Annotated in this window: 24 protein-coding genes; 14 read left to right on the forward strand and 10 right to left on the reverse strand. The window is 44.0% G+C overall.

Annotation, left to right across the window (positions count from 1 at the left end; translation table 11 throughout):
• Positions 1-1,539 (forward strand): SulP family inorganic anion transporter (locus DN53_RS17635; RefSeq protein ID WP_242502241.1); only part of this gene is annotated, 1,539 nt, incomplete at its 5' end.
• Here the strand turns inward: DN53_RS17635 and DN53_RS17640 are convergent.
• A complete protein-coding gene (locus DN53_RS17640) occupies positions 1,522-2,223 on the reverse strand; it encodes an arylesterase (RefSeq protein ID WP_129656235.1) in 702 nt (233 codons plus the stop codon). The genes DN53_RS17635 and DN53_RS17640 overlap by 18 nt on opposite strands.
• 41 nt (positions 2,224-2,264) lie before the next feature.
• Here DN53_RS17640 and DN53_RS17645 point away from each other — a divergent pair, with 41 nt between their 5' ends.
• The 4 genes from DN53_RS17645 to DN53_RS17660 all read left to right on the forward strand — a co-directional run bounded on the left by DN53_RS17645 (position 2,265) and on the right by DN53_RS17660 (position 6,848).
• Positions 2,265-2,942 carry an ABC transporter ATP-binding protein gene (locus DN53_RS17645; RefSeq protein ID WP_129656236.1) on the forward strand — a complete coding sequence of 226 codons (678 nt, stop codon included), beginning with the start codon at positions 2,265-2,267 and terminating at the stop codon, positions 2,940-2,942.
• Between the two features lie 2 nt (positions 2,943-2,944).
• Entirely contained in the window at positions 2,945-5,482 is a 2,538-nt protein-coding gene (locus DN53_RS17650) for an ABC transporter permease (RefSeq protein ID WP_207211146.1), read from the forward strand.
• A 162-nt stretch (positions 5,483-5,644) separates the two neighbouring features.
• Positions 5,645-6,553 carry a DnaJ C-terminal domain-containing protein gene (locus DN53_RS17655; RefSeq protein WP_129656237.1) on the forward strand — a complete coding sequence of 303 codons (909 nt, stop codon included), beginning with the start codon at positions 5,645-5,647 and terminating at the stop codon, positions 6,551-6,553.
• A 1-nt stretch (position 6,554) separates the two neighbouring features.
• Positions 6,555-6,848: a chaperone modulator CbpM gene (locus DN53_RS17660; RefSeq protein ID WP_129656238.1), complete on the forward strand. Its 294-nt coding sequence runs from the start codon at positions 6,555-6,557 to the stop codon at positions 6,846-6,848.
• 7 nt (positions 6,849-6,855) lie between these two features.
• Here the strand turns inward: DN53_RS17660 and DN53_RS17665 are convergent, their stop codons facing one another.
• From DN53_RS17665 to DN53_RS17675, 3 genes are read right to left on the reverse strand one after another with little or no spacing between them, the layout of a single operon-like run.
• Positions 6,856-7,527, reverse strand: a complete 672-nt coding sequence (locus DN53_RS17665) for an ABC transporter ATP-binding protein (protein ID WP_129656239.1) — start codon at positions 7,525-7,527, stop codon at positions 6,856-6,858.
• A 14-nt stretch (positions 7,528-7,541) separates the two neighbouring features.
• Complete coding sequence (locus DN53_RS17670; protein ID WP_129656240.1) at positions 7,542-8,804, reverse strand: ABC transporter permease; 1,263 nt, start codon at positions 8,802-8,804, stop codon at positions 7,542-7,544.
• Positions 8,801-9,886 carry an efflux RND transporter periplasmic adaptor subunit gene (locus DN53_RS17675; protein ID WP_129656241.1) on the reverse strand — a complete coding sequence of 362 codons (1,086 nt, stop codon included), beginning with the start codon at positions 9,884-9,886 and terminating at the stop codon, positions 8,801-8,803. The genes DN53_RS17670 and DN53_RS17675 overlap by 4 nt, the downstream gene beginning before the upstream one ends.
• Before the next feature lie 287 nt (positions 9,887-10,173).
• Between DN53_RS17675 and DN53_RS17680 the strand changes: the two genes are divergently transcribed.
• Entirely contained in the window at positions 10,174-10,803 is a 630-nt protein-coding gene (locus DN53_RS17680) for a hypothetical protein (RefSeq protein ID WP_129656242.1), read from the forward strand.
• 24 nt (positions 10,804-10,827) lie between these two features.
• On the opposite strand, the gene deoD is transcribed toward DN53_RS17680, so the two are convergent.
• The 4 genes from deoD to DN53_RS17700 all read right to left on the reverse strand — a co-directional run bounded on the left by deoD (position 10,828) and on the right by DN53_RS17700 (position 13,055).
• The gene (gene deoD / locus DN53_RS17685; RefSeq protein ID WP_129656243.1) at positions 10,828-11,532 is read right to left on the reverse strand and encodes a purine-nucleoside phosphorylase; all 705 of its coding nucleotides are present in this window, start codon (positions 11,530-11,532) and stop codon (positions 10,828-10,830) included.
• Positions 11,533-11,541: 9 nt separating this feature from the next.
• Complete coding sequence (gene deoC / locus DN53_RS17690; protein ID WP_129656244.1) at positions 11,542-12,180, reverse strand: deoxyribose-phosphate aldolase; 639 nt, start codon at positions 12,178-12,180, stop codon at positions 11,542-11,544.
• Between the two features lies 1 nt (position 12,181).
• Complete coding sequence (locus DN53_RS17695; RefSeq protein WP_129656245.1) at positions 12,182-12,586, reverse strand: hypothetical protein; 405 nt, start codon at positions 12,584-12,586, stop codon at positions 12,182-12,184.
• Between the two features lie 88 nt (positions 12,587-12,674).
• Positions 12,675-13,055, reverse strand: a complete 381-nt coding sequence (locus tag DN53_RS17700; protein WP_242502242.1) for a hypothetical protein — start codon at positions 13,053-13,055, stop codon at positions 12,675-12,677.
• Positions 13,056-13,162: 107 nt separating this feature from the next.
• Between DN53_RS17700 and DN53_RS17705 the strand changes: the two genes are divergently transcribed.
• On the forward strand, positions 13,163-13,984 hold the full coding sequence (locus tag DN53_RS17705; RefSeq protein ID WP_129656247.1) for a universal stress protein: 822 nt from the start codon (positions 13,163-13,165) through the stop codon (positions 13,982-13,984).
• Between the two features lie 3 nt (positions 13,985-13,987).
• Here the strand turns inward: DN53_RS17705 and DN53_RS17710 are convergent, their stop codons facing one another.
• Positions 13,988-14,395 carry a hypothetical protein gene (locus DN53_RS17710; RefSeq protein ID WP_129656248.1) on the reverse strand — a complete coding sequence of 136 codons (408 nt, stop codon included), beginning with the start codon at positions 14,393-14,395 and terminating at the stop codon, positions 13,988-13,990.
• Between the two features lie 87 nt (positions 14,396-14,482).
• On the opposite strand from DN53_RS17710, the gene DN53_RS17715 reads away from it, so the two are divergent.
• The 6 genes from DN53_RS17715 to DN53_RS17740 all read left to right on the forward strand — a co-directional run bounded on the left by DN53_RS17715 (position 14,483) and on the right by DN53_RS17740 (position 20,617).
• A complete protein-coding gene (locus tag DN53_RS17715) occupies positions 14,483-16,012 on the forward strand; it encodes a sensor histidine kinase (protein WP_129656249.1) in 1,530 nt (509 codons plus the stop codon).
• Entirely contained in the window at positions 15,990-17,036 is a 1,047-nt protein-coding gene (locus DN53_RS17720; RefSeq protein WP_129656250.1) for a response regulator, read from the forward strand. Before DN53_RS17715 ends, DN53_RS17720 begins: the two co-directional genes overlap by 23 nt.
• Before the next feature lie 68 nt (positions 17,037-17,104).
• Positions 17,105-17,947, forward strand: coding sequence for a universal stress protein (locus tag DN53_RS17725; protein ID WP_129656251.1), 843 nt, complete (start codon positions 17,105-17,107; stop codon positions 17,945-17,947).
• A gap of 80 nt (positions 17,948-18,027) precedes the next feature.
• Positions 18,028-18,873, forward strand: a complete 846-nt coding sequence (locus tag DN53_RS17730) for a universal stress protein (protein WP_129656252.1) — start codon at positions 18,028-18,030, stop codon at positions 18,871-18,873.
• Between the two features lie 19 nt (positions 18,874-18,892).
• Entirely contained in the window at positions 18,893-19,744 is an 852-nt protein-coding gene (locus DN53_RS17735; protein ID WP_129656253.1) for a universal stress protein, read from the forward strand.
• 18 nt (positions 19,745-19,762) lie between these two features.
• A complete protein-coding gene (locus tag DN53_RS17740; RefSeq protein WP_129656254.1) occupies positions 19,763-20,617 on the forward strand; it encodes a universal stress protein in 855 nt (284 codons plus the stop codon).
• Between the two features lie 7 nt (positions 20,618-20,624).
• On the opposite strand, the gene trxA is transcribed toward DN53_RS17740, so the two are convergent.
• The gene (gene trxA / locus DN53_RS17745; RefSeq protein ID WP_129656255.1) at positions 20,625-20,924 is read right to left on the reverse strand and encodes a thioredoxin; all 300 of its coding nucleotides are present in this window, start codon (positions 20,922-20,924) and stop codon (positions 20,625-20,627) included.
• Positions 20,925-21,034: 110 nt separating this feature from the next.
• On the opposite strand from trxA, the gene DN53_RS17750 reads away from it, so the two are divergent.
• Positions 21,035-21,880 carry a universal stress protein gene (locus DN53_RS17750; RefSeq protein WP_129656256.1) on the forward strand — a complete coding sequence of 282 codons (846 nt, stop codon included), beginning with the start codon at positions 21,035-21,037 and terminating at the stop codon, positions 21,878-21,880.
• Positions 21,881-21,933 lie beyond the last annotated feature (53 nt).

Below are 21,933 nucleotides of genomic sequence, written 5' to 3' on the forward strand. Positions count from 1 at the left end.
GTAGGTATCGGAAAGTATATCAGGTATATTCCTTATCCGGTTGTTTCCGGTTTTATGACTGCCATTGGGGTGATCATCCTTGTCACGCAGATTTTACCTTCAGTAGGGTACTACCCAAAGGAAGATATAGGACTTATTGATCAGTATAGGCCCGCGGCCCAAGAAACCCTGCTGAGGAAAATCCTCAAAGAAGAATCGGAGGAAGGAATGCTTGTGCTTGAGGATTTCCAGGAAACCATTGACCGATCTAGTGAAGTCTCTGAAGCTCATATTTTAAAAGAAGCCAAGGCTTTGGTGGGAAAGGATACCTCAGGTGTCATGGGTACTATCAAAATAATCCCGAGGGCATTGCAAAATATCAATTGGCTGGAACTGGCCTTGGCCTTGGCCACAATTGCCATCATATATGGTTTTAAAAAGATAACCACAGCAATTCCGAGTGCATTGGTAGCCTTGTTGGTCGTTTCGGGTTTTGCCTATGGGCTGGACTTGGAGTATAGACCCATTGAACAGATACCTGGGGGCTTCCCTGTAATTCATCTGGACATGTTCACACAGTTTAAGTTAGATTCGGTGGCACCTTATATTTTTACCGCGTTGACACTGGCACTATTGGGGGCGATAGACTCCCTTTTGACCTCTGTGGTCGCAGATAATATGACCAAGACCCAGCATAAGCCCAACAAGGAATTGATAGGACAAGGAGTGGGAAACAGTGTGGCAGCACTATTTGGGGGTCTTCCCGGTGCAGGTGCTACCATTCGCACCGTGGTGAACATCAATGCGGGAGGTAAAACCAAATTATCAGGAATGATGGCCGGGATTCTTTTGTTGGTGGTATTGTTGGCCTTGGGGCCAGTAGCCTCAAAAATACCGGCGGCAGTATTGGCAGGAATCTTGGTAACTGTCGGTATTGGGGTAATAGATTATAGAGGGCTAAGGGCCATACCGTTTTTGCCTAGGGATGCCAAAATTGGTCCCTTTAAGGTCAGCTCCGAGGTGATTATCATGTTGGTGGTGATGGTATTGTCCTCAATTTGGAACCTCGTATATGCTGTGGGAGTGGGTCTGGTGATTGCCTCACTGATGTTCATGAAGAAAATGGGTGATCTCACGGCCAAATGGTCGGATGTAAAAACCTTGGAGGAAGAAAAAGGTTGGGCGGACGAAGTCAACTTTCCCGAAAACCTCAAAAAGGAAGTCTTTATCAAACATTTGAAAGGACCTTTGTTTTTTGGGTTCACCAGTGAGTTTCAACAATTGGCCAAACAGATCCCCAAAACCGCTTCAACGGTGGTCATTCGCATGGACCGTATGCAGTATTTGGACCAATCTGGGCTCTACACCCTCGAAGATGTTGTAATGGATCTTAAAAAATCCGATATCAAAGTACTCTTTGTAGGGGTTTTGGAACAACCCAAATACATGATGGAACGGGTCAAGCTGATACCATCCTTGGTTTCCGAAAATCAAATTTTCAGCAGCTTTGCGGAATGTACCTCTGCCATAAAAAGCATGCATTTAGAGCAAGGGCGCTAGGACTTCCCAAACATTGTCGGCAACCAGTTTTTGTCCTTCCACGGTAGGGTGGATACCATCACCTTGGTTGAGTTCTGGGATTCCGGCCACGTTCTCCAATAGAAAAGGGATTAAATTGATGCCTTCGGATGTTGCCAACTTGGGAAAAATGCGCTCAAATGTCCCGGTGTATTCGGGTCCCATGTTGGGCGGAATCATCATGCCGGCCAAAATGATTTTGGCATTGGGGAGTTCTCTTTGCACATGGTCTACCATGGTTTGCAGATTGGCTTCCGTTTCCGTCAATGGAATGCCCCGTAGCCCATCATTGGCACCGAGCTCTATGATAACGATGTCCACATCATCCTCCAAGACCCATTCCAACCGATTTTTGCCACTGGCCGTGGTTTCACCACTCAATCCGGCGTTGATTACAGTATAATTTAATCCCAATGAATCAATTCTTTGTTGGACCAAGGCGGGAAAAGCCTGGCTTTCCTCCAGACCATAACCAGCAGTGAGGCTATCGCCAAAAAAAAGGATTTTCTTGTTGGAATCCACAGTTTCGGAGGCTTGGCTTTCCACTTCGGCGTCAGCATTTTGTGTTTTGTTGCCAGCGGTCTTTCCTCCACAGCCGGCAAGTAACAGCGCCAAAAAATAACAAAACATTAACGGCTTGGGGAAGCATGGGGTTTTCATGGTCATAGTCAATTTTAGTATTTTGAGAGTTTTAACCAAAAGTGTGTATGTCAAAGATATTAAAAGTTCAAAACCTCTCTAAAACCTATCGGAGCGGTGAGCATGACCTCAATGTACTCAACAATGTTACCTTTGAAGTGGCCCGTGGTGAAACCTTTGCCATTGTAGGTCCCTCGGGAAGTGGAAAAACAACCTTGTTGGGGTTGTGTGCAGGACTGGATACCACCGATGCAGGTGAAATATGGCTCTGTGATCGCAACTTGTTCGATTTGGACGAAGATGGTAGGGCACGCTTAAGAAATGAAAATGTGGGTTTTGTTTTTCAGGATTTTCAATTGTTGCCAACACTTACCGCTTTGGAAAATGTGATTGTTCCCCTGGAGCTTCGTGGGATTAGAAATGCATCGGAGCAAGGTAAGGAACTACTGGCCAAAGTAGGCCTGAAGGAAAGGTCAGGGCATTACCCTTCCCAACTATCAGGTGGGGAACAACAACGGGTTGCCCTGGCACGCGCTTTTGCCAATAAACCTTCCATACTTTTTGCAGATGAACCAACCGGGAACCTGGATGATGAAACCGGAACCAAAATAGAGGATTTGCTGTTTGAACTCAATAAGGAACAAGGTACCGCATTGGTGATTGTGACCCACGATCTGGACTTGGCCCGAAAAACGGACAAGAGCATACGATTGCGGTCTGGTAAGATTGAAGAAACGGTAGGTTGATCATGGGAAAGAACAACACCGGATTTTCTTGGCTGTTAAAAATGGCCTGGCGGGATGGGAAGGCAAGTTATGGCAAACTGTTGTTGTTTGTGTTCTCCATAACCTTGGGCGTGGCCGCTGTGGTCAGCGTACATTCGTTCAGTAGGTTGTTAAAAGAGAATATAGCTTCACAATCCAAGGCCTTATTGGGAGCCGATTACGTGATTGAAAGCAATAAACCTGTCAACGATAGGGTGATGGGCATTATGGATTCCTTGGGCGGAGCCGATGCGCGTGAGATCAATTTCTCCTCCATGGCGGCTTTTCCAGGGCATGAAGGGACCAAACTAGTTGAGGTTAGGGGAGTTGATGACGGCTTTCCCTTTTATGGTGAGTTGGAGACCAAACCAGTTTCCGCGGCAGATGATTTTGGTACCGGAAAAGCCCTAGTGGATGCCACTACGATGCTTCAATTCAATTTAAAAGTGGGCGATAGCATAAAATTGGGTGCTGTAACGCTGCCCATTGGAGGAGCCTTGGAGAATGTACCGGGAAGTACATCGGTATTTGGAGCCATAGCGCCTCCAGTGCTTATTCCATTTAGGTATATTGAAGCTACAGGACTGGTCCAGACAGGGAGTCGCATTGATTATAAATACTATTTTCAATCGGATGAGGGTCAAGATCTGACCTTGTTGAACGAAACATTGGAGCCTGTCCTTGACGCCGAAGATGCCGATTTGGATACGCATCTGTCCGAAGCAAGACGCTTGGGGCGGCGCTATGAAAACTTTGGTAAGTTCCTTAATCTAGTGGGATTCATTGCACTGCTTTTGGGGTGTGTGGGTATTGCCAGTGGAATGGGAATCTATGTCCAAATGAAAGTAAAATCCATTGCGGTGCTTAAATGTTTGGGAGCTACCAAACAGCAGAGTTATTTGATTTTCTTCGTGCAAATTGCCTGCATGGGTATTATTGGAGGGCTTTTGGGTACGACCCTGGCTTATTTTCTACAACAGTTATTTCCCCTTTTATTGGGAGATTTGCTGCCCGTTGAAGTAGGGATCACACTGTCTTTCCAAAGTATAGTATTGGGAATCTCCTTGGGATTGGCCATGTCCATTTTGTTTGCCTTATATCCCCTCATGAGAACCCTTTACGTTTCGCCTCTGCAAACCTTGCGGGTGGTACAAGAACCCCAATCCCGTTCCAAATGGGCCACCACAGCCGTTGGATTGGGCATTGTGTTGTTCGTGTTCTGTTTTTCCTTTTGGTTGTTGGGTGATTTTATGCGGTCCCTGTTTTTTGTACTGGGGCTGTTGGTGGTCTTTTTGGTGCTTACCGGAATTGCCCGACTGTTTATGGGAATGTTGAAAAAATTCTTTCCCCATTCATGGAGCTTTATTCCTCGCCAAAGCCTTCGGAATTTATTCCGACCGCAAAACCAGACCTTGGTATTGGTACTGTCCATTGGAATAGGAACCTTTCTGATCAGTACCCTTTATTTTACAAAAGACATGTTGCTGGAAAAGGCTGCAATCGAAGATAGTGCCAATAGCGCCAATATGATCCTTATGGACATCCAAAGTCAACAAATGGAGGAGGTTTCTCATACCATTGAAGCATCGGGGATACCCGTAATCGATAAGATTCCGATTGTAACCATGCGGGTTGCCACCTTGAATGGCAAACCAGTGGAGGCCATTCGGAAAGATACCACCTCCCAAGTAAGTAGATGGATATTGAACCATGAATTTAGGGTGACATACCGGGATAGTCTTATCCAATCCGAGCAGATTACCGAAGGGGAGTGGATAGGCAAGGTAGATTCCGACAAGGATGTGCCCATTTCAGTGAGCAACAGTTTTGCCGAGATGGCCAAGGTTACCGTTGGGGACCCTGTGGTATTCAATGTGCAAGGAAGGTTGATGAATACCATTGTTAAAAGTGTTCGGGAAGTGGATTGGAATCGATTGCAACCCAATTTTTCCGTCGTATTTCCAGCAGGAGTGTTGGAAAAAGCACCGCAGTTTGGGGTGATGACCACCAGAACAAAGGATGATTTGGGCTCGGCACAACTTCAACAACAGCTGGTGGCCCAGTTTCCCAATGTTTCTATTTTAGATTTAAAACGTATTCTGAACCTATTGGAAGACATTTTGGGTAAAATTGGTTGGGTCATCAACTTCATGGCATTCTTTAGCATTTTTGTGGGAGTGGCCGTCCTCATGGGGGCAATTTATAGCAGTAAGCACCAGCGCGTAAAACAAAGTGCCCTGCTCAGGACCTTGGGGGCCCAAGGCCGTCAGATTTTACAAATGATAGCCATTGAATATGCCATTTTAGGGTTTTTAGGAGCTTTTATGGGTGTGGTGTTGGCCGTATTGGCCAGTTCGCTATTGGCCTATATGTTGTTCGATACCGCCTTTGCACCTTCGTGGATACCGTTTGCCATTATTCTTCCGGCAATTACCCTATTGGTATTTGCTTTGGGTGTGGGTAACAGTATAGAAGTAATCCGGAATTCCCCCCTTTCCGTTTTGAAAAAGGAAAAAGAGTGAAGCTATAGATCTTTAATATGATGCAAACGGTACTGTGGGACTGGTCAATGACAAACATCATGTATTTCTTAAGTAACTTTTGCTTATTTTGAAGGTGCCTGTCCATTTAGGTTGAACAGGAAACTGCAGAAGGACATAAATCTATATTTATTGAATTGACACATGGAGTTTATAGATTATTATAAAGTTCTGGGTATTGATAAAAGCGCCACGGCCGATGCGATTAAAAAAGCGTATCGGAAATTGGCCAGAAAGTATCACCCCGATCTTAACCCCAACGATAAGGAAGCCGAACTCAACTTCAAAAAGGTGAACGAGGCCAATGAAGTACTTTCCGATCCTGAAAAAAGGAAAAAGTACGATCAGTACGGAAAAGATTGGCAGCATGCGGAGGAGTTTGAAAAGGCCAAAAGGGCAAGCTCGCAAGGGCGCTCCAGAAGTTCCTCGGGATATACCTATTCCCATGCCGGGGGTTCCGAACAGGATTTTTCGGATTTTTTTGAATCCATGTTCGGCGGTGCTTCCGGTTTTGGCGGAAGAGGGCAAAAAGTTCATTTTAGGGGAGAGGATTATCATGCCAAGTTACAATTGTCTTTAATGGACGTGTACACCACCCAAAAGCAAACCTTGACCGTGAATGGGAAAAACATCCGTTTGACCATACCCGCAGGCATTGAAGATGAACAGACCATAAAAATAAAAGGGCATGGTGGTCCCGGAATCCAAGGTGGCCCGGCCGGAGATCTCTACATTACCTTTTCCATTACCAACAACACGGCTTTTAAAAGGGATGGGGCCGATTTGTACAAAGCTGTTCAAATACCCTTGACCAAGGCCGTTCTGGGAGGTGAGATCTTGGTGGAGACCCTCACTGGAAAGGTAAAGCTGAAAGTTGCCCCGGGAACCAACAATGGCACCAAGGTAAAATTGAAGGGAAAGGGTTTTCCCAAGTATAAAAAGGAAGGGGTATTTGGAGATTTGTTCCTGACCTATACGGTGGACATCCCCAAGAATCTGACCGAAGAACAGAAATCCCTATTTGAGGCCTTGGAAAAAACCAACCTAGCGTAAAATGAAACAGGAAAACTACATATCAGTAAAAACATTTTGCCAGCATCATGGGGTGAAGGAATCTTTTGTGTATTCCATGTATGAGTTTGAACTGTTACAAATAGACGACTCAACAGAGGAAGCTTTGCTTTCAATGGACGAATTGCCGATTCTTGAAAAAATGGTCCGTCTTCACAAAGAATTGGACATCAACCCTGAAGGGGTACAGGCGGTATACCACCTATTACAACAGGTTGAAGGTTTGCAAGAGGAAGTGGCGGCACTTAAAAGAAAGTTGGATAGGTTTGACCTATAAGTAGGCATCAATGCTTAATGATCATTCCGTCCTCCATTTCAATGATACGGTCCGTTCTCTTGGCAAAGTCCTCATCATGGGTCACCACCAATAAGGATAGCCCCTGTTCTTCCTTCAACCGTTTAAAGATGTTGAACACATTTTCCGAGTTGTGACTGTCCAGGTTGCCCGTGGGTTCGTCACCCATCAATATGGCCGGGTCATTGATCAATGCCCGCGCAATGGCCACCCGTTGCTTTTCGCCCCCTGAGATCCGTGATGCTTTTTGTTGGGCCAAATGTCCAATATGCAGCATGGACAATTTCTCATGGGCATCATGCTCTATTTCGGCCAAGGACTTTTCCGCCAATTTTTTAGCGGGCAGCATTACATTCTCCAAAACACTGAATTCGGAAAGCAAATAGTGGAACTGGAATACAAATCCAATGGATTTGTTTCGGATCCTGGATAGTTCGTTGTGCGATTTGCCCGTGACCAATTGTTTGCTTAGATACAGCTCACCGGTGTAATCCGTATCCATTGTGGACAGAATATAGAGCAAGGTCGATTTTCCCGAGCCCGATTTTCCCATGATCGACGCAAACTCTCCCTGTTTGACGCCAAAGGAAATGTTTTTCAGTACATGAAAATCCTTGGGCAAGTGGAAATGTTTATTGATATTTTTTGCTTCTAGTACCAAGTGCTATGTTTTGGTTAAGTACCTCTTATGATTCGTACAGGATCAATTTTTTTGGCCTTCTTGGAAGGCATATATCCTGCAATGAATGTGGAAATCAATGCAAAGGTGATACCGATGATATAATAGGCCATATTGTAATTGACAGGAAATGTACTTATGGTGGGCAGCGCCTCGGTATGGAATGGGGTCTGGTCAATGATTTTTGATAAGGCAAGACCGATCAACAGTCCCAGAACACCCCCAATGGAGCCAATAATCATGGCTTGACTCATAAAGATGTACTGCACATCCCTACCGGAAAACCCGGTGGCCTTGAGAATGGCAATATCCTTCATTTTTTCATAGATGAGCATGTTCAGGATGTTGTAAATGCCAAAGCCGGCCACAATGAGCAGGGTTATGGATACCGCATAAGTGATTAAATTCCGTATGTCGGAACCCGTCTCAAATTGGGCATTGGCCTCATTGATATCCACTGCCTTGGTATTGAATTGCCTTTCCAAGCGTTGCGCCATCAAAGCCGCTTCATCCAGGTTCAATAGTTTAATGTTGATGTCCGTAACATAATTCTCTGCCTCACCCAAAATCCGTTGTACGGTTTTGAGGTTGGCAAAACTCTGTATATTGTCAATTTCAGCAATACCACTTTGATATATCCCCACAATCTTCAAGGGGAAAATGTTTCCTGTCACGGTACTTATCTGTACCCGGTCGCCAAGGGATAATGACATTTTTTCGGCCAGTCCGGCCCCGAGCAAAATCCCGTTGTCGTTATTTTTCAAGGCTTTGGGAGAACCTTCTATAATGTTATCCTGAATGTTGGACAGGCGAACCTCTTCCATGATGTCCACACCCACTAAGTTGCCCCCAAGCTCAATATTGCCCGATAAATAAAATATCTGAGCCTTGAGCTGAGGTGTGGCACCCTTTACATTGGGGTGTTGTTTCAGATAATCCAAAATGGGTAGGGCATTGTGTATTTTTTTCTGACTCTGTTTCGGTTTAATGGAACGAACTACGTTAAAAGAGTTCTTGAACTCCCCAAAAAGGTCCACAGGTTGTTTCTCAGAGGGCCTTATTTCATTATACAGATGGATGTGTGGCGTTTGGTTCAACACCAGATCATCCAGCATGCCATTGAGCCCGGTCATAAAACTCACCAAGGTAATGTAGGCCCCAATCCCAAAAGTGACTCCCAAAGTTGCCGTGATGGTGGATTTCATCTTGGAAACAAGATGTGTTTTGGCAATTCCAAGTATTACGGGCCAGTTGGTCATTCTTCAGGGATATAAATGGCCGTGTTTTCAGTGATTCCATCCAAGACTTCAACCATTTCCATGTTTTGGAGGCCTATGGTGATATCTTTTTCACCATCATCGGTAAGCACCCTGGAAGCACCGATGAGATACTCCTTGGGAATAGTTAGGGCTTCCTCCTTTTGGGCAATGACAATGTTTCCTTCACCGGAAAGGCCAGGATACAAAGTGGGTGGTGGATTCACAAAAATGGCTTCGACCATGAAGGTCTGTGAACTTTCATCCTTTCGGGGGTATATCTTATCCACCTTGGCCTCAAATACGTCCTCTCCGTAGGAGTCCAACGTGATATAGACTTTTTGGTCGTTCTTCACTTTCACGATATCCACTTCGTCCACTAGCAGCTCCACAATAAATTTATCACTTCGTCCCACAGCGGCCACCGGTTCAACCGTATTGATGATTTCGCCAGGGTTTTTGTAAATGGCATACACCTTGCCGTCTATTTTGCTCACCACGGTGAAATCCTCAGAAGTGGTCAGGGAAGATTTATAGGTGTTTTCGGCTTGTTGCACTTGGGTAGCGAGTTCATTTTTGGTGCGGTCGTATTTTTGTTTCAACAGGCTCAAGCTGTTTTGGGAAAGTTCATAGGCCAGTTTACGGGTATCGTACTCCACTTTGGAGCCGATGTTTTGGTCCCAAAGATTTTTTTGCCTGAAATAATTTATGGAATCATTTTTCAGCTTCAGTTCAGCGGCTTGGATTTCGTCCTCGATACCTTTGAGCACTGCGGCACTTCCGCTATAATTTTCACGAGCCAGACGCAATGACAATTCTGCGTTTTTTCTGTTGAGTTCAGGAGAGGTATTGGTGATTTGAAGGATTCGGTCCCCTTTGGCCACTGCGTCACCCTCTTCGACCCATACCTTGTCAAGGATTCCCATCACAATGGAATAGGCCTGATAAAGGCTATCGGGCTGTACCGTAGCCGATGCATATACGGATTCGGTCAGGGACATTTTTTTTGGATAGGTTTTATCTGAAGTATGGTTACATGAAAAAAGAAGCGCGGAACCAAAAATGAACAGAAGTGTCTTTCTCATAGTGGGTTTTGTCAAACAGTCTCCAAATTACCAATAAAAATAGTATTAATACTATGAGTTATGTCAGGATTCAATATCATTTAAATACGTGGAAGCAGGACCGATTGGCCACAACAAGTTGGACACTTGCATAAAACTTCCAAGGGTTGATGTTGCGGTAACATAATGCCTGTCAACTTGTTGAAGAGTATTAGCATGATGGAAGTCATTTTCCATGCCGGTCCAGTACCCTACCTTGCATAGACCTAATTGTTATAATCCGATAGGTTTACTTAAAAAGTAAAGTCATGAAAAAAATAGTTGTATTGCTTGGTGTGTGGGTACTGGCTTCCTGCTCCAGCACCCGTTTTGTTGATAGTTGGAAAAACAATGAAATTACTTCCTTCCATCCTGAAAAGTTATTGGTGGTGGGAATGACCAGTAATTTGACGGCCCGAAAGATTTTTGAAGATGAATTGCGTATGGCTTTTGTCCAAAAAGGCATAGAGGCCCATGTGAGCGATGGAGTAATTGGCCAAGAGTTTACCGATACCGAAAGAAGCATGCAGGAAATAGAGGGAATGACCCAACAGTTGGTGGATGAAGGATTTGATGCCGTGGTCATATCCGCAGTAAAGGGAGTGGACAATAAGGAGGATTATCGGTCCAGCTATTACGAACTGGGATATAGAAGACCTCATTTTGGTCGTTATTGGTATGCCTATCAAGGGATATACTACACCCCGGAATATTATTCCTATTACAAAGTGTACCATGTGGAGACCGCTATCTACAATTTGGGCAGTGGAGAGGACCGTTCATTGGTGTGGGTAGGTTCGTTTGATATTGTGGATCCACAGAACATCACATCCACGGTAGACGATTATGTGGCCAGAATAGTGGAGCAAATGAAAAAAGATCGGGTATTTGGGGATTGATGGACGTATTCCAAAGCTCTTCTATCAGGGAAGGGAGGCCGCCAAGGCTATTTCCACCATATCCCTAAAGGAAGTTTCCCGTTTCAAGGCAGAAAGACTTTCTCCGGTGACCAAGGAATCGGAGATGGTCAAAATAGACAGTGCCCGTACCTTATATTTGGCCGCTATGGTGTATAATCCGGCAGTTTCCATTTCTACACATAAAATACCATATTGGGCCCAGAGTTTATATTCGTTGGGGTCGTCCACATAGAATTCATCTGAGGAAAGCACATTGCCCGCTTTTATGGGGATGTTTTGTTGTTGGGCATAGTTCACGGCTTTTTGGAAAAGCTCAAAGTTGGCCGTGGGGGAATAATCGGAATTGATGAACCTTGAATTGTTTATGCCCGAGGTGGTGGAGGCAGCCATGGCCAGCACCACATCGTTCAATTCCACTTCTTTTTGGTACGATCCAGCAGACCCTACGCGGATGATGTTCCGTACCCCATAATCCTTGATGAGTTCATGGAAATAAATCATGGAAGAAGGCATTCCCATGCCACTTCCCTGTACGGATATTCTTTTTTCTTGATAGGTTCCGGTATACCCCAACATACCCCGGATTTTGTTATAGCAATTGGGATTTTCCAAGAAAGTTTCCGCTATCCATTTGGCCCGTAACGGGTCTCCGGGCATCAACACGGTTTCTGCAATTTCTCCTTTTTGGGCTTCAAGATGTATGCTCATGGGTGTGGATTAGTTCAACAATGCCGGCCCGGAGGAGGTTCCTATTCTGGAAACCCCTAGGGCGATATATTTCAAAGCGGTCTCTTTATCCTTTATGCCTCCTGAAGCCTTGATTTTTACCTTGTCGCCAACCATCCTTTTCATAAGGGTGACATCTTCAAAAGTGGCTCCGCCACTTCCAAATCCGGTTGAGGTCTTTACAAAATCGGCCCCCGCTTCAACAGCCAAGATGCAGGCTTTTTCCTTTTCGGATGTGGTGAGGTAACAGGTTTCCAGGATTACCTTCAATATTTTATCCCCAATACCCTGCTTTATGGATATGATCTCGTTCCTGACCCTATCATCCTCATTGGATTTTAACCATCCTATATTGATGACCATGTCTATCTCGTCCGCTCCATTTTTCACACAGTCCTTTGCTTCAAAGATTTTGGCCTCGGTGGACATGGCTCCCAAGGGAAAGCCCACAACGGCGGCAATTTTTACCTTGGTGTTTTTCAATTCTTCAGATGCCAAGGAAACATGGGATCCATTAACGCAAACCGCATGGAACCCAAAGCGTTTGGCTTCTTCACATAGATGTTGGATTTCGGATAGGGTCGCCGTGGGTTTTAAATGGGTATGGTCTATGAAATCCGGTAAGTGCATATCAATGGTTAAAAAGCTGTTTCAGCTTAAAGATAGCCAACATCTCAGATTTGTTTTTCCCAGCAAAGGCATGGGCAATGCTCTCTGCGGTTTCTATAATAAGGACCTTGGATTTTGGGGTGAACTTTTCCGGATGGTCCTTGTAGAAGCCTTTAAACGCCTCAAAATACTCATTACTATCTTTTTCCTCGCCTTCCAGCCAATCAAAAACGATTTCTATTTGATAGGCCGCATCTGTGTGGAACTCATCCTCAACATCATCCACATCCAACCAATGTTGCCGCACATATTTTTGCAACCGTGCTTTTTCTATGGGTTTTATTTTGTTGTCGGCCATGGCCACGGCATAAAAAAGCATACCCAGATTTTGATAGAATTCATTCCCTATTTTTTCTGAATTGAGCATATCCAAAGATTTAGTTTCCAGTAAAGGTAGCCTCTTTTCCCTTTGTTTTTTTATGACAACGGTCAGGGTTTTATAAAAGCCCATTGATTTATTTGCCCCTTCGTCTTGTACTGGTATTGCTGCGTCCTCTGTTGGTATTTTTATCTTGATGATACCGTTGGATATCGTCATCATAATAGTTCCGTATGCGTTCATAACGCAATCGGCTTAAATTATAGGATTGATATCTTGAGGGAAGCACAGTTCGCCTTATCCATATACCTCCATCCAAATAGATATAGGTCCTGGAGGAAAGATCATAGTAAATATTTATTTCTGGGAAGAAGACATACCTCACCGCTTCAACCCTATGCGGATAAAACCATGGGGGAGGTGGGTCTGCCAATCTATGGGAGACTATGACCGGACCACAGGACTGGAATGCGGACAGCAGCGAAAACAAGATGGTATAAAAAATAAACTTTTTCATTGTGGGCGATTTAGAATGGTAAGGTAGTACAACGGCTACCTTGGAGTAAATGACCTAGGTCATGAAATACGGTTTCTGCACCTTCTATATTTGATGAAACTTCATTTATGAAAAAAATATTGGTGCCCATAGATTTTTCCGAACACTCGGAGTATGCCTTACAGGTAGCTTCACAAATCGCTAGGGAGCACCATGCGGGAATTGTTGTTTTGCATATGTTGGGAGTATCCGAATCCGTTATGGCCAAATCTGAAGAGGAGGAAATACAGGAGGCAAACTATTACATGAAGTTGGCCAAGAAAAAAATCAAAAACTTTTTGGAAAAGGAATATCTCCGTAATATCCCAATTGAAGGCATCATCCAGAATTACAAAATCTTCAGTGAGGTGAACCAAGTGGCCCAAGAGAATGATTGTGGCCTAGTGGTCATGGGCTCCCATGGAACCAGTGGCCTGAGTCGGTTTTTTGTGGGGTCCAATACCGAGAAAGTAATCCGCACTTCAGAAGTGCCCGTATTGGTCATCAAAAGGCCACATGAAAGCTTCAAGGTTCAAAAAATGGCCTTTGCCTGTGATTTGGAACTGGAGTATGCTTCGGTGTATCACAAGGTCGCTGCATTTGCGGAACTGTTCTCTGCCAAACTGGAGGTGTTTTATGTGAACATCTTGGGAGCCAATTATATGGGATATTCCGATATAGAAAAGAGGATCAAGGATTTTAATGGCGCTATCGGGGAGGAAGTGCCCATACGGATCTATAACTACCACAGTGTGGAAAGGGGCATATTCAATTTTTGTTTTGAACAGGGAGTGGATCTTTTGGCCATTACCACCCATGGTAGAAAGGGAATCGCCCATTTCTTGGCCGGAAGTACCGCCGAAAATGTATCCAACCATGCGAAGTTACCGGTTCTTACCATAAAACTTTAACGGTTAGGTCCTGAACAACAATTCAATCCTGCCCAATAAAATCAGTTCCGATTTATTGCTGCCCGCAAAGGCTGAGGTTATGGCCCGGGCCGTTGACATGGTGAGCTGTTTTACACGTTCCGGAAACAGGATTTTGTGTTCGGTGTAAAAAGCTTCGAACTCTTCATAGATTTCATCACTGTCCTTTTCGTACTCCACTAACCAATCAAAAACGGTCTCAATTTGAAAAGCGGAATCGGTTCCATATTCGTCCTCAATACCATCCACTTCCAGCCAATGGTCACGTACAACCTCTTTTAAGCGATCCATCTCTTTTGCATGGATGCTGTGGTCTGCCATGGCCACCGCATAGAAAAGCTTTCCCAAGTTTTGATACAATTCGTTTCCCAGTTTCTTTTTCGAGTCCATCATTTTGATAGTTTTTATGCTTTGAATAAAGATAAACAAGGAAGAGTCCTTCGCTTATGATGTAAATCAGTTATTTGTTAACTTTAGTGAGTGAAGCTGTTCGAAAAAAACAATGTGTTCAGGATTCTAACGGAAGTGATTTCGGAAGGGATACTCATCGTGAACGATCAACAGATTATTGTGGCCAGCAATGTAGTGGCCAACCGTATGTTCGGCTATCAAAAAGGAGAGCTTAGCGGCATGCCCTTGGAAGCCTTGCTTCCCGAAAACGTAAGGGAGCAGCACAAACTGGATGCCGGGGCATTTCTACAAAAGGGCCATCAAAGAAGCATGGGGCAAGGCCTGGACCTTGTTGGGCTTCTGAAAGATGGCAGTGAGTTCCCACTTGAAATAGGGCTTAACCCATTTACCCTGTTGCAGAAAAATTACGTAATGGCCATTATTGTGGACATTTCGGAACGAAAGAGAACCGAGCAGACCATAGATCACTGGTTCCAGATCTTTAATGAGTCGCTCAACGAGATTTATATTTTTGATGTGGAGACCTTTGTCTTCATCAATGTAAACCGTGGTGCCCAGCTTAATTTGGGCTATACCATGGAAGAATTGAACCAGATGTCCGTTCTTGATATCAAGACCGATCTTTCCGAGAAAAGTTTAAAAAGATTGATAGCCCCATTGATCAATAAGAAACGGGAAAAAGTGGATTTTGAAACGATCCATAAAAGAAAAGATGGTTCCATATATCCCGTAGAGGTGCATTTGCAGCTATCTTCCATAGGAAAGAAGGAAGTGTGCTTGGCCATTGTTTTGGACATTACCGAGCGAAAAAACTATACCCAACATCTGGAAAACAAGGTTGAGGAGCGTACCCTTCAGCTTAGGGAGGCCTTGAAAGCGGAGAAGCAGCTGAACGAGCTAAAGACAAAATTCCTGTCCTTGGTCTCACACGAATTCAAGACGCCACTGACCAGTATACTGACCTCTGCTTCCCTGCTGTCTAAATATACCGAGACCGAGCAGCAGGAGAAGCGCGATAAGCATATCAACACCATTAGGGAAAAAGTCAAGTATTTGGATAATATCCTTACTGATTTTCTCTCCATAGAACGTTTGGATACCGGCAAGGTGAAGTATAACATTACCTTGTTTCCCTTGAGTAAGCTGATCAATGAGGTGGTCTATAACTCCAATACACTTTTAAAGGAAGGACAGCGGATTCTATACCCCAAGGACATTGATGGCATCAACGTATTTTTTGATGAAAAGATTTTGGCATTGGCCCTGTCCAATTTGTTGCACAACGCCATTAAATATTCCCATGAAGGCACCCAGATAGAACTTCAGGTCAAAGAACAGGGCGAAAACCTCCAAATAGATGTTGTGGATGGGGGACTGGGAATTCCGGAAGAGGATCAGCCCTTTATTTTTGAGCGGTATTTCAGGGCCAGCAATGTGCTGACGAGCCAGGGTACCGGAATAGGATTGAATATTGTAAAACAACACATGTTCAACCTTGGGGCCGAAATCGATTTTACGAGTAGCTTGGGCCAGGGCTCAACTTTTACTTTGACCATACCATTTAAGAACTACGAAGATGAAGAAGATTCTATTGGTTGAGGATGACCCCTCATTACGGGAAAATATAGAAGAGCTTTTGGACCTATCGGGGTTTCAGGTATACTCAACCCCGGATGGGAGAATGGCTATTGATATAGCTAGAAAGGAAACCCCGGATATTGTACTGTGCGATATCATGATGCCCGAAGTGGATGGGTATGAGGTGCTGGAGCAGTTTTCGTCCTGTGAAAAAACCAAACACATCCCCTTTATTTTTGTTTCGGCCAAAACCGAACGTCATGAGGTGCGAAAAGGGATGGACCTTGGTGCGGATGATTATTTGACCAAGCCGTTTGAGGAAGAAGAACTTTTGAATGCCATTCACTCCCGTTTGGAGAAGTCCAAACAGCTGGAGAGTGTTTTTTTGAAACGGGGGGAGCATACCAAAGAGCACGACATTAGGTCGTTGCACGAACTGAAGAACTTTTTTGATGATCATGGTCAATTGTTTTCCTTTAAAAAGGATGAGACGGTTTATGCCATGGGCGAACACTCCAACATGGTGTACCTTATTTTAAAAGGAGTGGTAAAGTGTTGTGGTTTGGATGAGGAAGGAAAAGAGCTCATTACTTCCGTATATTCCGAAGATGATTTTTTGGGGTTTACCTCCTTGACAGAGAACTTTCCTTATCGCGAATATGCCATTGCCATGGAAGACCTGGAATTGGCAGGTATTTCCAAAACCCAGGTAAAAGCCATACTCGAAGAAAACCAAAACGTTTCTTTGGAACTGATCAGTATCATGGCCGAAGATATGGTGCAGATCAAAAAGCAATTGCTGCAGATGGCGTATAGCTCGGTCCGAAAAAAAACGGCCCAAACCCTGCTCCTGTATTCCCAAGCCATGAACAAAGGAAAGGATACACCTCTAAAAATTGCACGAAGCGATTTGGCAGGTGTTGCGGGCATTGCCACGGAAAGCCTGATCAGAACCCTATCCGATTTTAAGGATGAAGGACTTATCTCTATAGAAAACCGAGACATTAGGGTCTTGGACAAAGAGGCCTTAAAATATGTCCACTAGCCGAAAATGACATTTATCATTCCATCTTTTTTGTGGAATGGCAAACTTGCAGTGTCATTGAGTGGATTATGAAAAATATTTTAATCCCAACCGATTTTTCAGAAAATTCCAAGAATGCGCTTAGGTATGCCCAAGTAGTGTTCCGTTCCTTGGAGTGTAACTTTTATGTGCTTTATGTGGCCCCCTTGGGAGAGACACAAACGGACACTTTTGGAATTTCCCGTCCAAAGGGCAAAGACCTTTCCACTGGGAATGTCAAAGAAATGTTGGCGGATTTGGTGGATAGCTGTAGAAAGTACAGTAAGGATGCCAACCATCATTTTTATACACTGCAAGACTATGGTTTTTTTGTCCAGAGTATTAAAAAGAACCTGGAAGAACATCAAATCGATTTAATTGTGATGGGCACCAAAGGTGCTTCAGGATTAAAGGAAAAGGTGGTGGGGAGCAACGCCGGTGATGTGATTACCAAAGTACAGTGCAATACATTGGTGATTCCGGATGCCGTAATGTTATCCAAGCCCAAAGAAATTGCCTTTCCCACCGATTATAATATTTTCTACACACATGGAATTTTAAGCTCCATGGCGGAAATGTTGAATCTTTCCGCAAGCAAGCTCAGAATTATGAACGTGATCAAAAACGGGGAGGGGCTTACGTTGGAACAAGAAACGAACAGGGAATATCTGTTTGATTATATGGAGGAGACCTTCCCAGACCGATACAGTTTCCATACCATTTCCAATAAAAGCGTAAAATCTGCCATACAATCCTTTGTGGAGAACCAAGCGGCCGATATGATAGTTATGGTGGCCAAGAACCTGAATTTTATTCAGCAAATCCTATTCGATTCCATGGTCGAAAAAATCAGCTTTCATACAATGGTGCCCTTTTACGTTATCCACGAATAAGGTTTCTTCTACATACCGATATTGACCAAAATCATATTTTACCTTTTTTCGCTGTCCTATCTTTGGGAAAAGAGCTTACCATGCGCACCATACTTATTCCAACCGATTTTTCCAAGAATGCCCTACATGCACTGCAGTATGCCCAGGAACTGTATAAGTGTGAGCGTTGCTGTTTTTTTATACTTCATGCCTATATGGATGAGGTGTATGGGGAATATAAGACCACTTCTTTCGAAGACTTGGAGGAACGGAAACGGATAAAAAAGGAGGAATCCGAAAAGAAGTTGGACCATTTGGTAGGGACCATTTTGGGAAACCCGCCCAATCCATTGCACAATTTTGAGACCATTGCCGTTTTTGACAGTCTTGTGGACGGCATCAATGATTTTGTGAACGAGATGAACATAGACATGGTCATTATGGGGACCAAAGGGGAGACCAGTGACCACAAGACCACCTTTGGCAGCTATACCATAGAAGTGTTCAAATATTTAAAATGTCCCGTATTGGCCGTTCCGGAAGGTTTTGAATACAGACAACCCAAGGTCATTCTGTTCCCAACGGACTACATGCTGCCCTATAAACGCAGGGAGCTCAAACTTTTGGGGAACTTGGCCCGAAAATTCAAATCCGAGGTGCACTGTCTTTACTTCACGGATTTTGATGAACTCAGTATTAGACAAATGGACAACAAGAAGTTTCTGGAAGGTTCCCTCTCCGATACATATTTGTCCTTTGGGACCACCCCGGTCAAAAATAAGGCTGAAGGTATCATGGAGTACGTAGAGAAGAATGAGGTTGGGATGCTGGTCATGGTAAACTCAAGACATTCCTTTTTTGAGGACATGCTCTATCGTTCCACGGTGGACCTGCTTGGACTTAAAGTGGGGATTCCATTTTTAGTGATGCAGAATCTAAATCGATGAACATTTTAAAAAGTAGGCAATGAAAAATGTACTCTTACTTACCGATTTCTCCAAGGATGCTTGGAACGCCATTTTTATGGCGGTGAAGCTGTACGCAGACATGGAATGTAAGTTCCATGTAGTGCATACCTATGAGCCCAAACAAGAAAATATCACCGGATTTAAAAGTAGCACCAGGGCGGGAGTGGTCTACCAATCCCTTTCGGAGGCATCTGTGGGGCAGCTAGGGGAGGTAACGGACTATTTGGAGGAAAACCACAAGAACCCAAAACATAGTTTTGAAAAGTTGTCCATTGCCGGCGGACTGGTGGAAACCATCAAGGACCTTCTTCCTCGCTATGATATCGATACCATTTTTATGGGAACCAAAGGTTCCACGGGAGCCAAGGAAATTTTTATGGGCAGCAATGCGGTAAAAGTCATAAAGCACATAAAAAACTGTTCTTTGGTGGTGGTTCCGGAATCGTATGATTTCCAAAGGTTGGGGTCTTTGGTTTTTCCAACCGAGTTTGCCCATTTTTTTCCAAAGAATGTACTGAGACCTTTGTTGAAATTGGTCAAGCTATGGAACTCTGAGGTCAAGATTTTCCACGTGGCACAGACGTTTAGTCTGTTGGATATTCAGAAGGCCAACAAGGAAATTCTGAAAAAGCGGTTTGCCGGCCATCCGACCTCATTTCACAGAGTCATTATTAAGACCACGGTGGCTGAGGCTATCCGGCAATTTGCTGAGGAGGAAAAGGCCGATCTTATTGTGCTCACCAATTATTCCCATGATTTTTTTGATGGATTGACGCAGGAACCTGTGGTAAAAAAGGTAACTTTTAGAACTGAAATCCCATTGATGGTACTTCCAGATTTTGAAGGATAGCATAGAAACACAACGAATATGACACGGATAGTACTGCCTACAGACTTTTCCAAGAATGCTTGGAATGCCATTATTTATGCATTTTCCATCTTTAAGGATGTAGAGTGTGAGTTCCTTATCCTGAATGCCTACCAAGTTGGGGCATCCGGTTTAACCACCAAAATGGGCAGTGCCAACGACACCCGTTTGTTCCGTTTGATGAAAGAACAGTCGGAACGGGAACTCCAGGAGGTTTTGGAGAAAGTTGTTGAGATTGATACTGATCCGAAGCATCATTTTAAGACCCTATCCGTTGCGGACCATCTTGTGAATGCCATTGGGAAGACGGTGTACAACAAGGAAATCGATTACATTATTATGGGGACCAAGGGGGCTACGGGGCTTAAGGAAGTATTTATGGGGAGCAATACCTATAAAATCATCAATGAGATTGATTTTTGCCCCGTAATAGCCGTTCCCGAGGAGTACAACGTCAAGGATTCCATTGGGGATATTGTTTTGGCTACGGGGTATGAGCATGTTTTTGAAACCTATGAACTGCATCCACTTTTAAAGCTAACCCAACTTTATAATTCAGAAATATGGGTGACGTATGCCGGGAATCCTGAAGAACTCACTCCCCAACAAATTGAATCGAAGAGCACTCTGGAGAAGCACTTGAAGGACACAAGATACAAGTTTCTTGAAGTGGAAAAGGGAAGTTCCATTCAAAGTTCCATTCAAAAGACCGTGGAAGAACACAAAGGGGTAGATATGGTGGCCATGATCAATTACGCACATGGTTTTTTTGAAAAACTTACCCGCGAGGCCGTCATTAAAAAAGTCTCCTTCAATACCCAAGTGCCTTTTTTGGTCGTGCACCTTTTTGAGTGAAATCTACCTACATAAAAGATTTTACCACTTGGACAATCTCTGATTTTTGGAGTACACCGGATTGCCGCCACAATTGTTGTCCTTTTTTGAAGAGCAGCATGGTTGGTACACCCCTTACTTGGTATTTGCTGGCCAAGGATTGGTTTTTGTCCACATCAATTTTCACGATTTTCACCGAATCCCCCAATTCTGCCTTGACATCTTTAAGGATGGGGGCCAACATTTTACATGGACCACACCACTCTGCGGAAAAATCAATGAGTACCAATTGATCGGAGTCTATCAAAGCGTTAAAATTTCCTTTCATGGATGTACTATTTATAAGATGCAATTTATGAAATCCGATTTTTTTGTGAATTGATGGATATCATGGTTTAAGATTGCAAAAGCGTGTAGGTTTGATTAAATTGGAAGGATATGATGCGGATAGTATTGCCCACGGATTTTTCGGAGAACGCGTTCAACGCCATTGCCTATGCGGTCAAGTTATTGGAAGACACCACCTGCGTCTTTTATCTACTGCATGCCTATACACCGCCCATGTACCGTGTGGACTACACATTGGGCAGTCCGGGTGAACTTGGACTCCCCGATGACTATAAATACAATACGGAGGCCGAATTGGAAAAAACCAGAAAACGAATCAAGGCGAAGTTTGATTTTCCAAAGCACGAGTATGTGGTACATGCCGCCTTTAATACCTTGGAAGATGAAATCAATACCATGGTCAATAATGAAAACATGGATTTGGTGATCATGGGTACCCAAGGCGCAACGGGGGCCAAGGAAATTTTGTTCGGGTCGCATACGGTACATGTGATCAATAAGGCCATTGTCCCGGTTTTGGCCGTTCCATCCAGTACGAAAAGTATTCCGCTTCGGAATATATTGTTCCCTACGGATTATGAAATCGACTTCTCAAAAAAGGATTTGGAGTGTTTGTTGGAATTGTCAAAACTAGGGAAATCCACAGTGCATATCATGCACGTTTCAACCCCAGAAGGGCTCACAGCACAGCAAAAGAGGAATAAATCCAATCTTGAAAAATTCATGCAAGACCAACCCTGTCAGTTTCATGACCTTCCCGATCAAGAATTGGTGGAAGCCATAAACGCGTTTCAGCAAGAAGTGCCTGTAGACTTATTGGCAATGGTGAAAAATAAGCACTCGTTTTTAGAGCGTCTTTTTGTGGAACCTGTGATCAGGAATATTGGCCTGCATTGCAAAGTGCCTTTTTTGGTGCTACCCCACACGGCAAATTGACCTAAATCATGGCACAGGATAACGATCCCATGTAATTTTAGGGAAAAACCTGA

The organism is Flagellimonas olearia, from assembly GCF_004150225.1.
In the GTDB taxonomy this organism is placed as follows: Bacteria; Bacteroidota; Bacteroidia; order Flavobacteriales; family Flavobacteriaceae; genus Flagellimonas; species Flagellimonas olearia.

What these genes read in the sequence shown, in the direction of transcription:
- DN53_RS17645 (WP_129656236.1), top strand. Translation starts at nt 2,265, where the DNA reads ATGTCAAAGATATTAAAAGTTCAAAACCTCTCTAAAACCTATCGGAGC.
- DN53_RS17730 (WP_129656252.1), top strand. Translation starts at nt 18,028, where the DNA reads ATGCGCACCATACTTATTCCAACCGATTTTTCCAAGAATGCCCTACAT.
- DN53_RS17655 (WP_129656237.1), top strand. Translation starts at nt 5,645, where the DNA reads ATGGAGTTTATAGATTATTATAAAGTTCTGGGTATTGATAAAAGCGCC.
- DN53_RS17750 (WP_129656256.1), top strand. Translation starts at nt 21,035, where the DNA reads ATGATGCGGATAGTATTGCCCACGGATTTTTCGGAGAACGCGTTCAAC.
- DN53_RS17640 (WP_129656235.1), bottom strand. Translation starts at nt 2,223, where the DNA reads ATGACCATGAAAACCCCATGCTTCCCCAAGCCGTTAATGTTTTGTTAT.
- DN53_RS17670 (WP_129656240.1), bottom strand. Translation starts at nt 8,804, where the DNA reads ATGACCAACTGGCCCGTAATACTTGGAATTGCCAAAACACATCTTGTT.
- DN53_RS17675 (WP_129656241.1), bottom strand. Translation starts at nt 9,886, where the DNA reads ATGAGAAAGACACTTCTGTTCATTTTTGGTTCCGCGCTTCTTTTTTCA.
- trxA (WP_129656255.1), bottom strand. Translation starts at nt 20,924, where the DNA reads ATGAAAGGAAATTTTAACGCTTTGATAGACTCCGATCAATTGGTACTC.
- DN53_RS17695 (WP_129656245.1), bottom strand. Translation starts at nt 12,586, where the DNA reads ATGCTCAATTCAGAAAAAATAGGGAATGAATTCTATCAAAATCTGGGT.
- DN53_RS17710 (WP_129656248.1), bottom strand. Translation starts at nt 14,395, where the DNA reads ATGATGGACTCGAAAAAGAAACTGGGAAACGAATTGTATCAAAACTTG.
- DN53_RS17705 (WP_129656247.1), top strand. Translation starts at nt 13,163, where the DNA reads ATGAAAAAAATATTGGTGCCCATAGATTTTTCCGAACACTCGGAGTAT.
- DN53_RS17650 (WP_207211146.1), top strand. Translation starts at nt 2,945, where the DNA reads ATGGGAAAGAACAACACCGGATTTTCTTGGCTGTTAAAAATGGCCTGG.
- DN53_RS17660 (WP_129656238.1), top strand. Translation starts at nt 6,555, where the DNA reads ATGAAACAGGAAAACTACATATCAGTAAAAACATTTTGCCAGCATCAT.
- DN53_RS17700 (WP_242502242.1), bottom strand. Translation starts at nt 13,055, where the DNA reads ATGAAAAAGTTTATTTTTTATACCATCTTGTTTTCGCTGCTGTCCGCA.
- DN53_RS17725 (WP_129656251.1), top strand. Translation starts at nt 17,105, where the DNA reads ATGAAAAATATTTTAATCCCAACCGATTTTTCAGAAAATTCCAAGAAT.
- deoC (WP_129656244.1), bottom strand. Translation starts at nt 12,180, where the DNA reads ATGCACTTACCGGATTTCATAGACCATACCCATTTAAAACCCACGGCG.
- DN53_RS17740 (WP_129656254.1), top strand. Translation starts at nt 19,763, where the DNA reads ATGACACGGATAGTACTGCCTACAGACTTTTCCAAGAATGCTTGGAAT.
- deoD (WP_129656243.1), bottom strand. Translation starts at nt 11,532, where the DNA reads ATGAGCATACATCTTGAAGCCCAAAAAGGAGAAATTGCAGAAACCGTG.
- DN53_RS17735 (WP_129656253.1), top strand. Translation starts at nt 18,893, where the DNA reads ATGAAAAATGTACTCTTACTTACCGATTTCTCCAAGGATGCTTGGAAC.
- DN53_RS17680 (WP_129656242.1), top strand. Translation starts at nt 10,174, where the DNA reads ATGAAAAAAATAGTTGTATTGCTTGGTGTGTGGGTACTGGCTTCCTGC.
- DN53_RS17720 (WP_129656250.1), top strand. Translation starts at nt 15,990, where the DNA reads ATGAAGAAGATTCTATTGGTTGAGGATGACCCCTCATTACGGGAAAAT.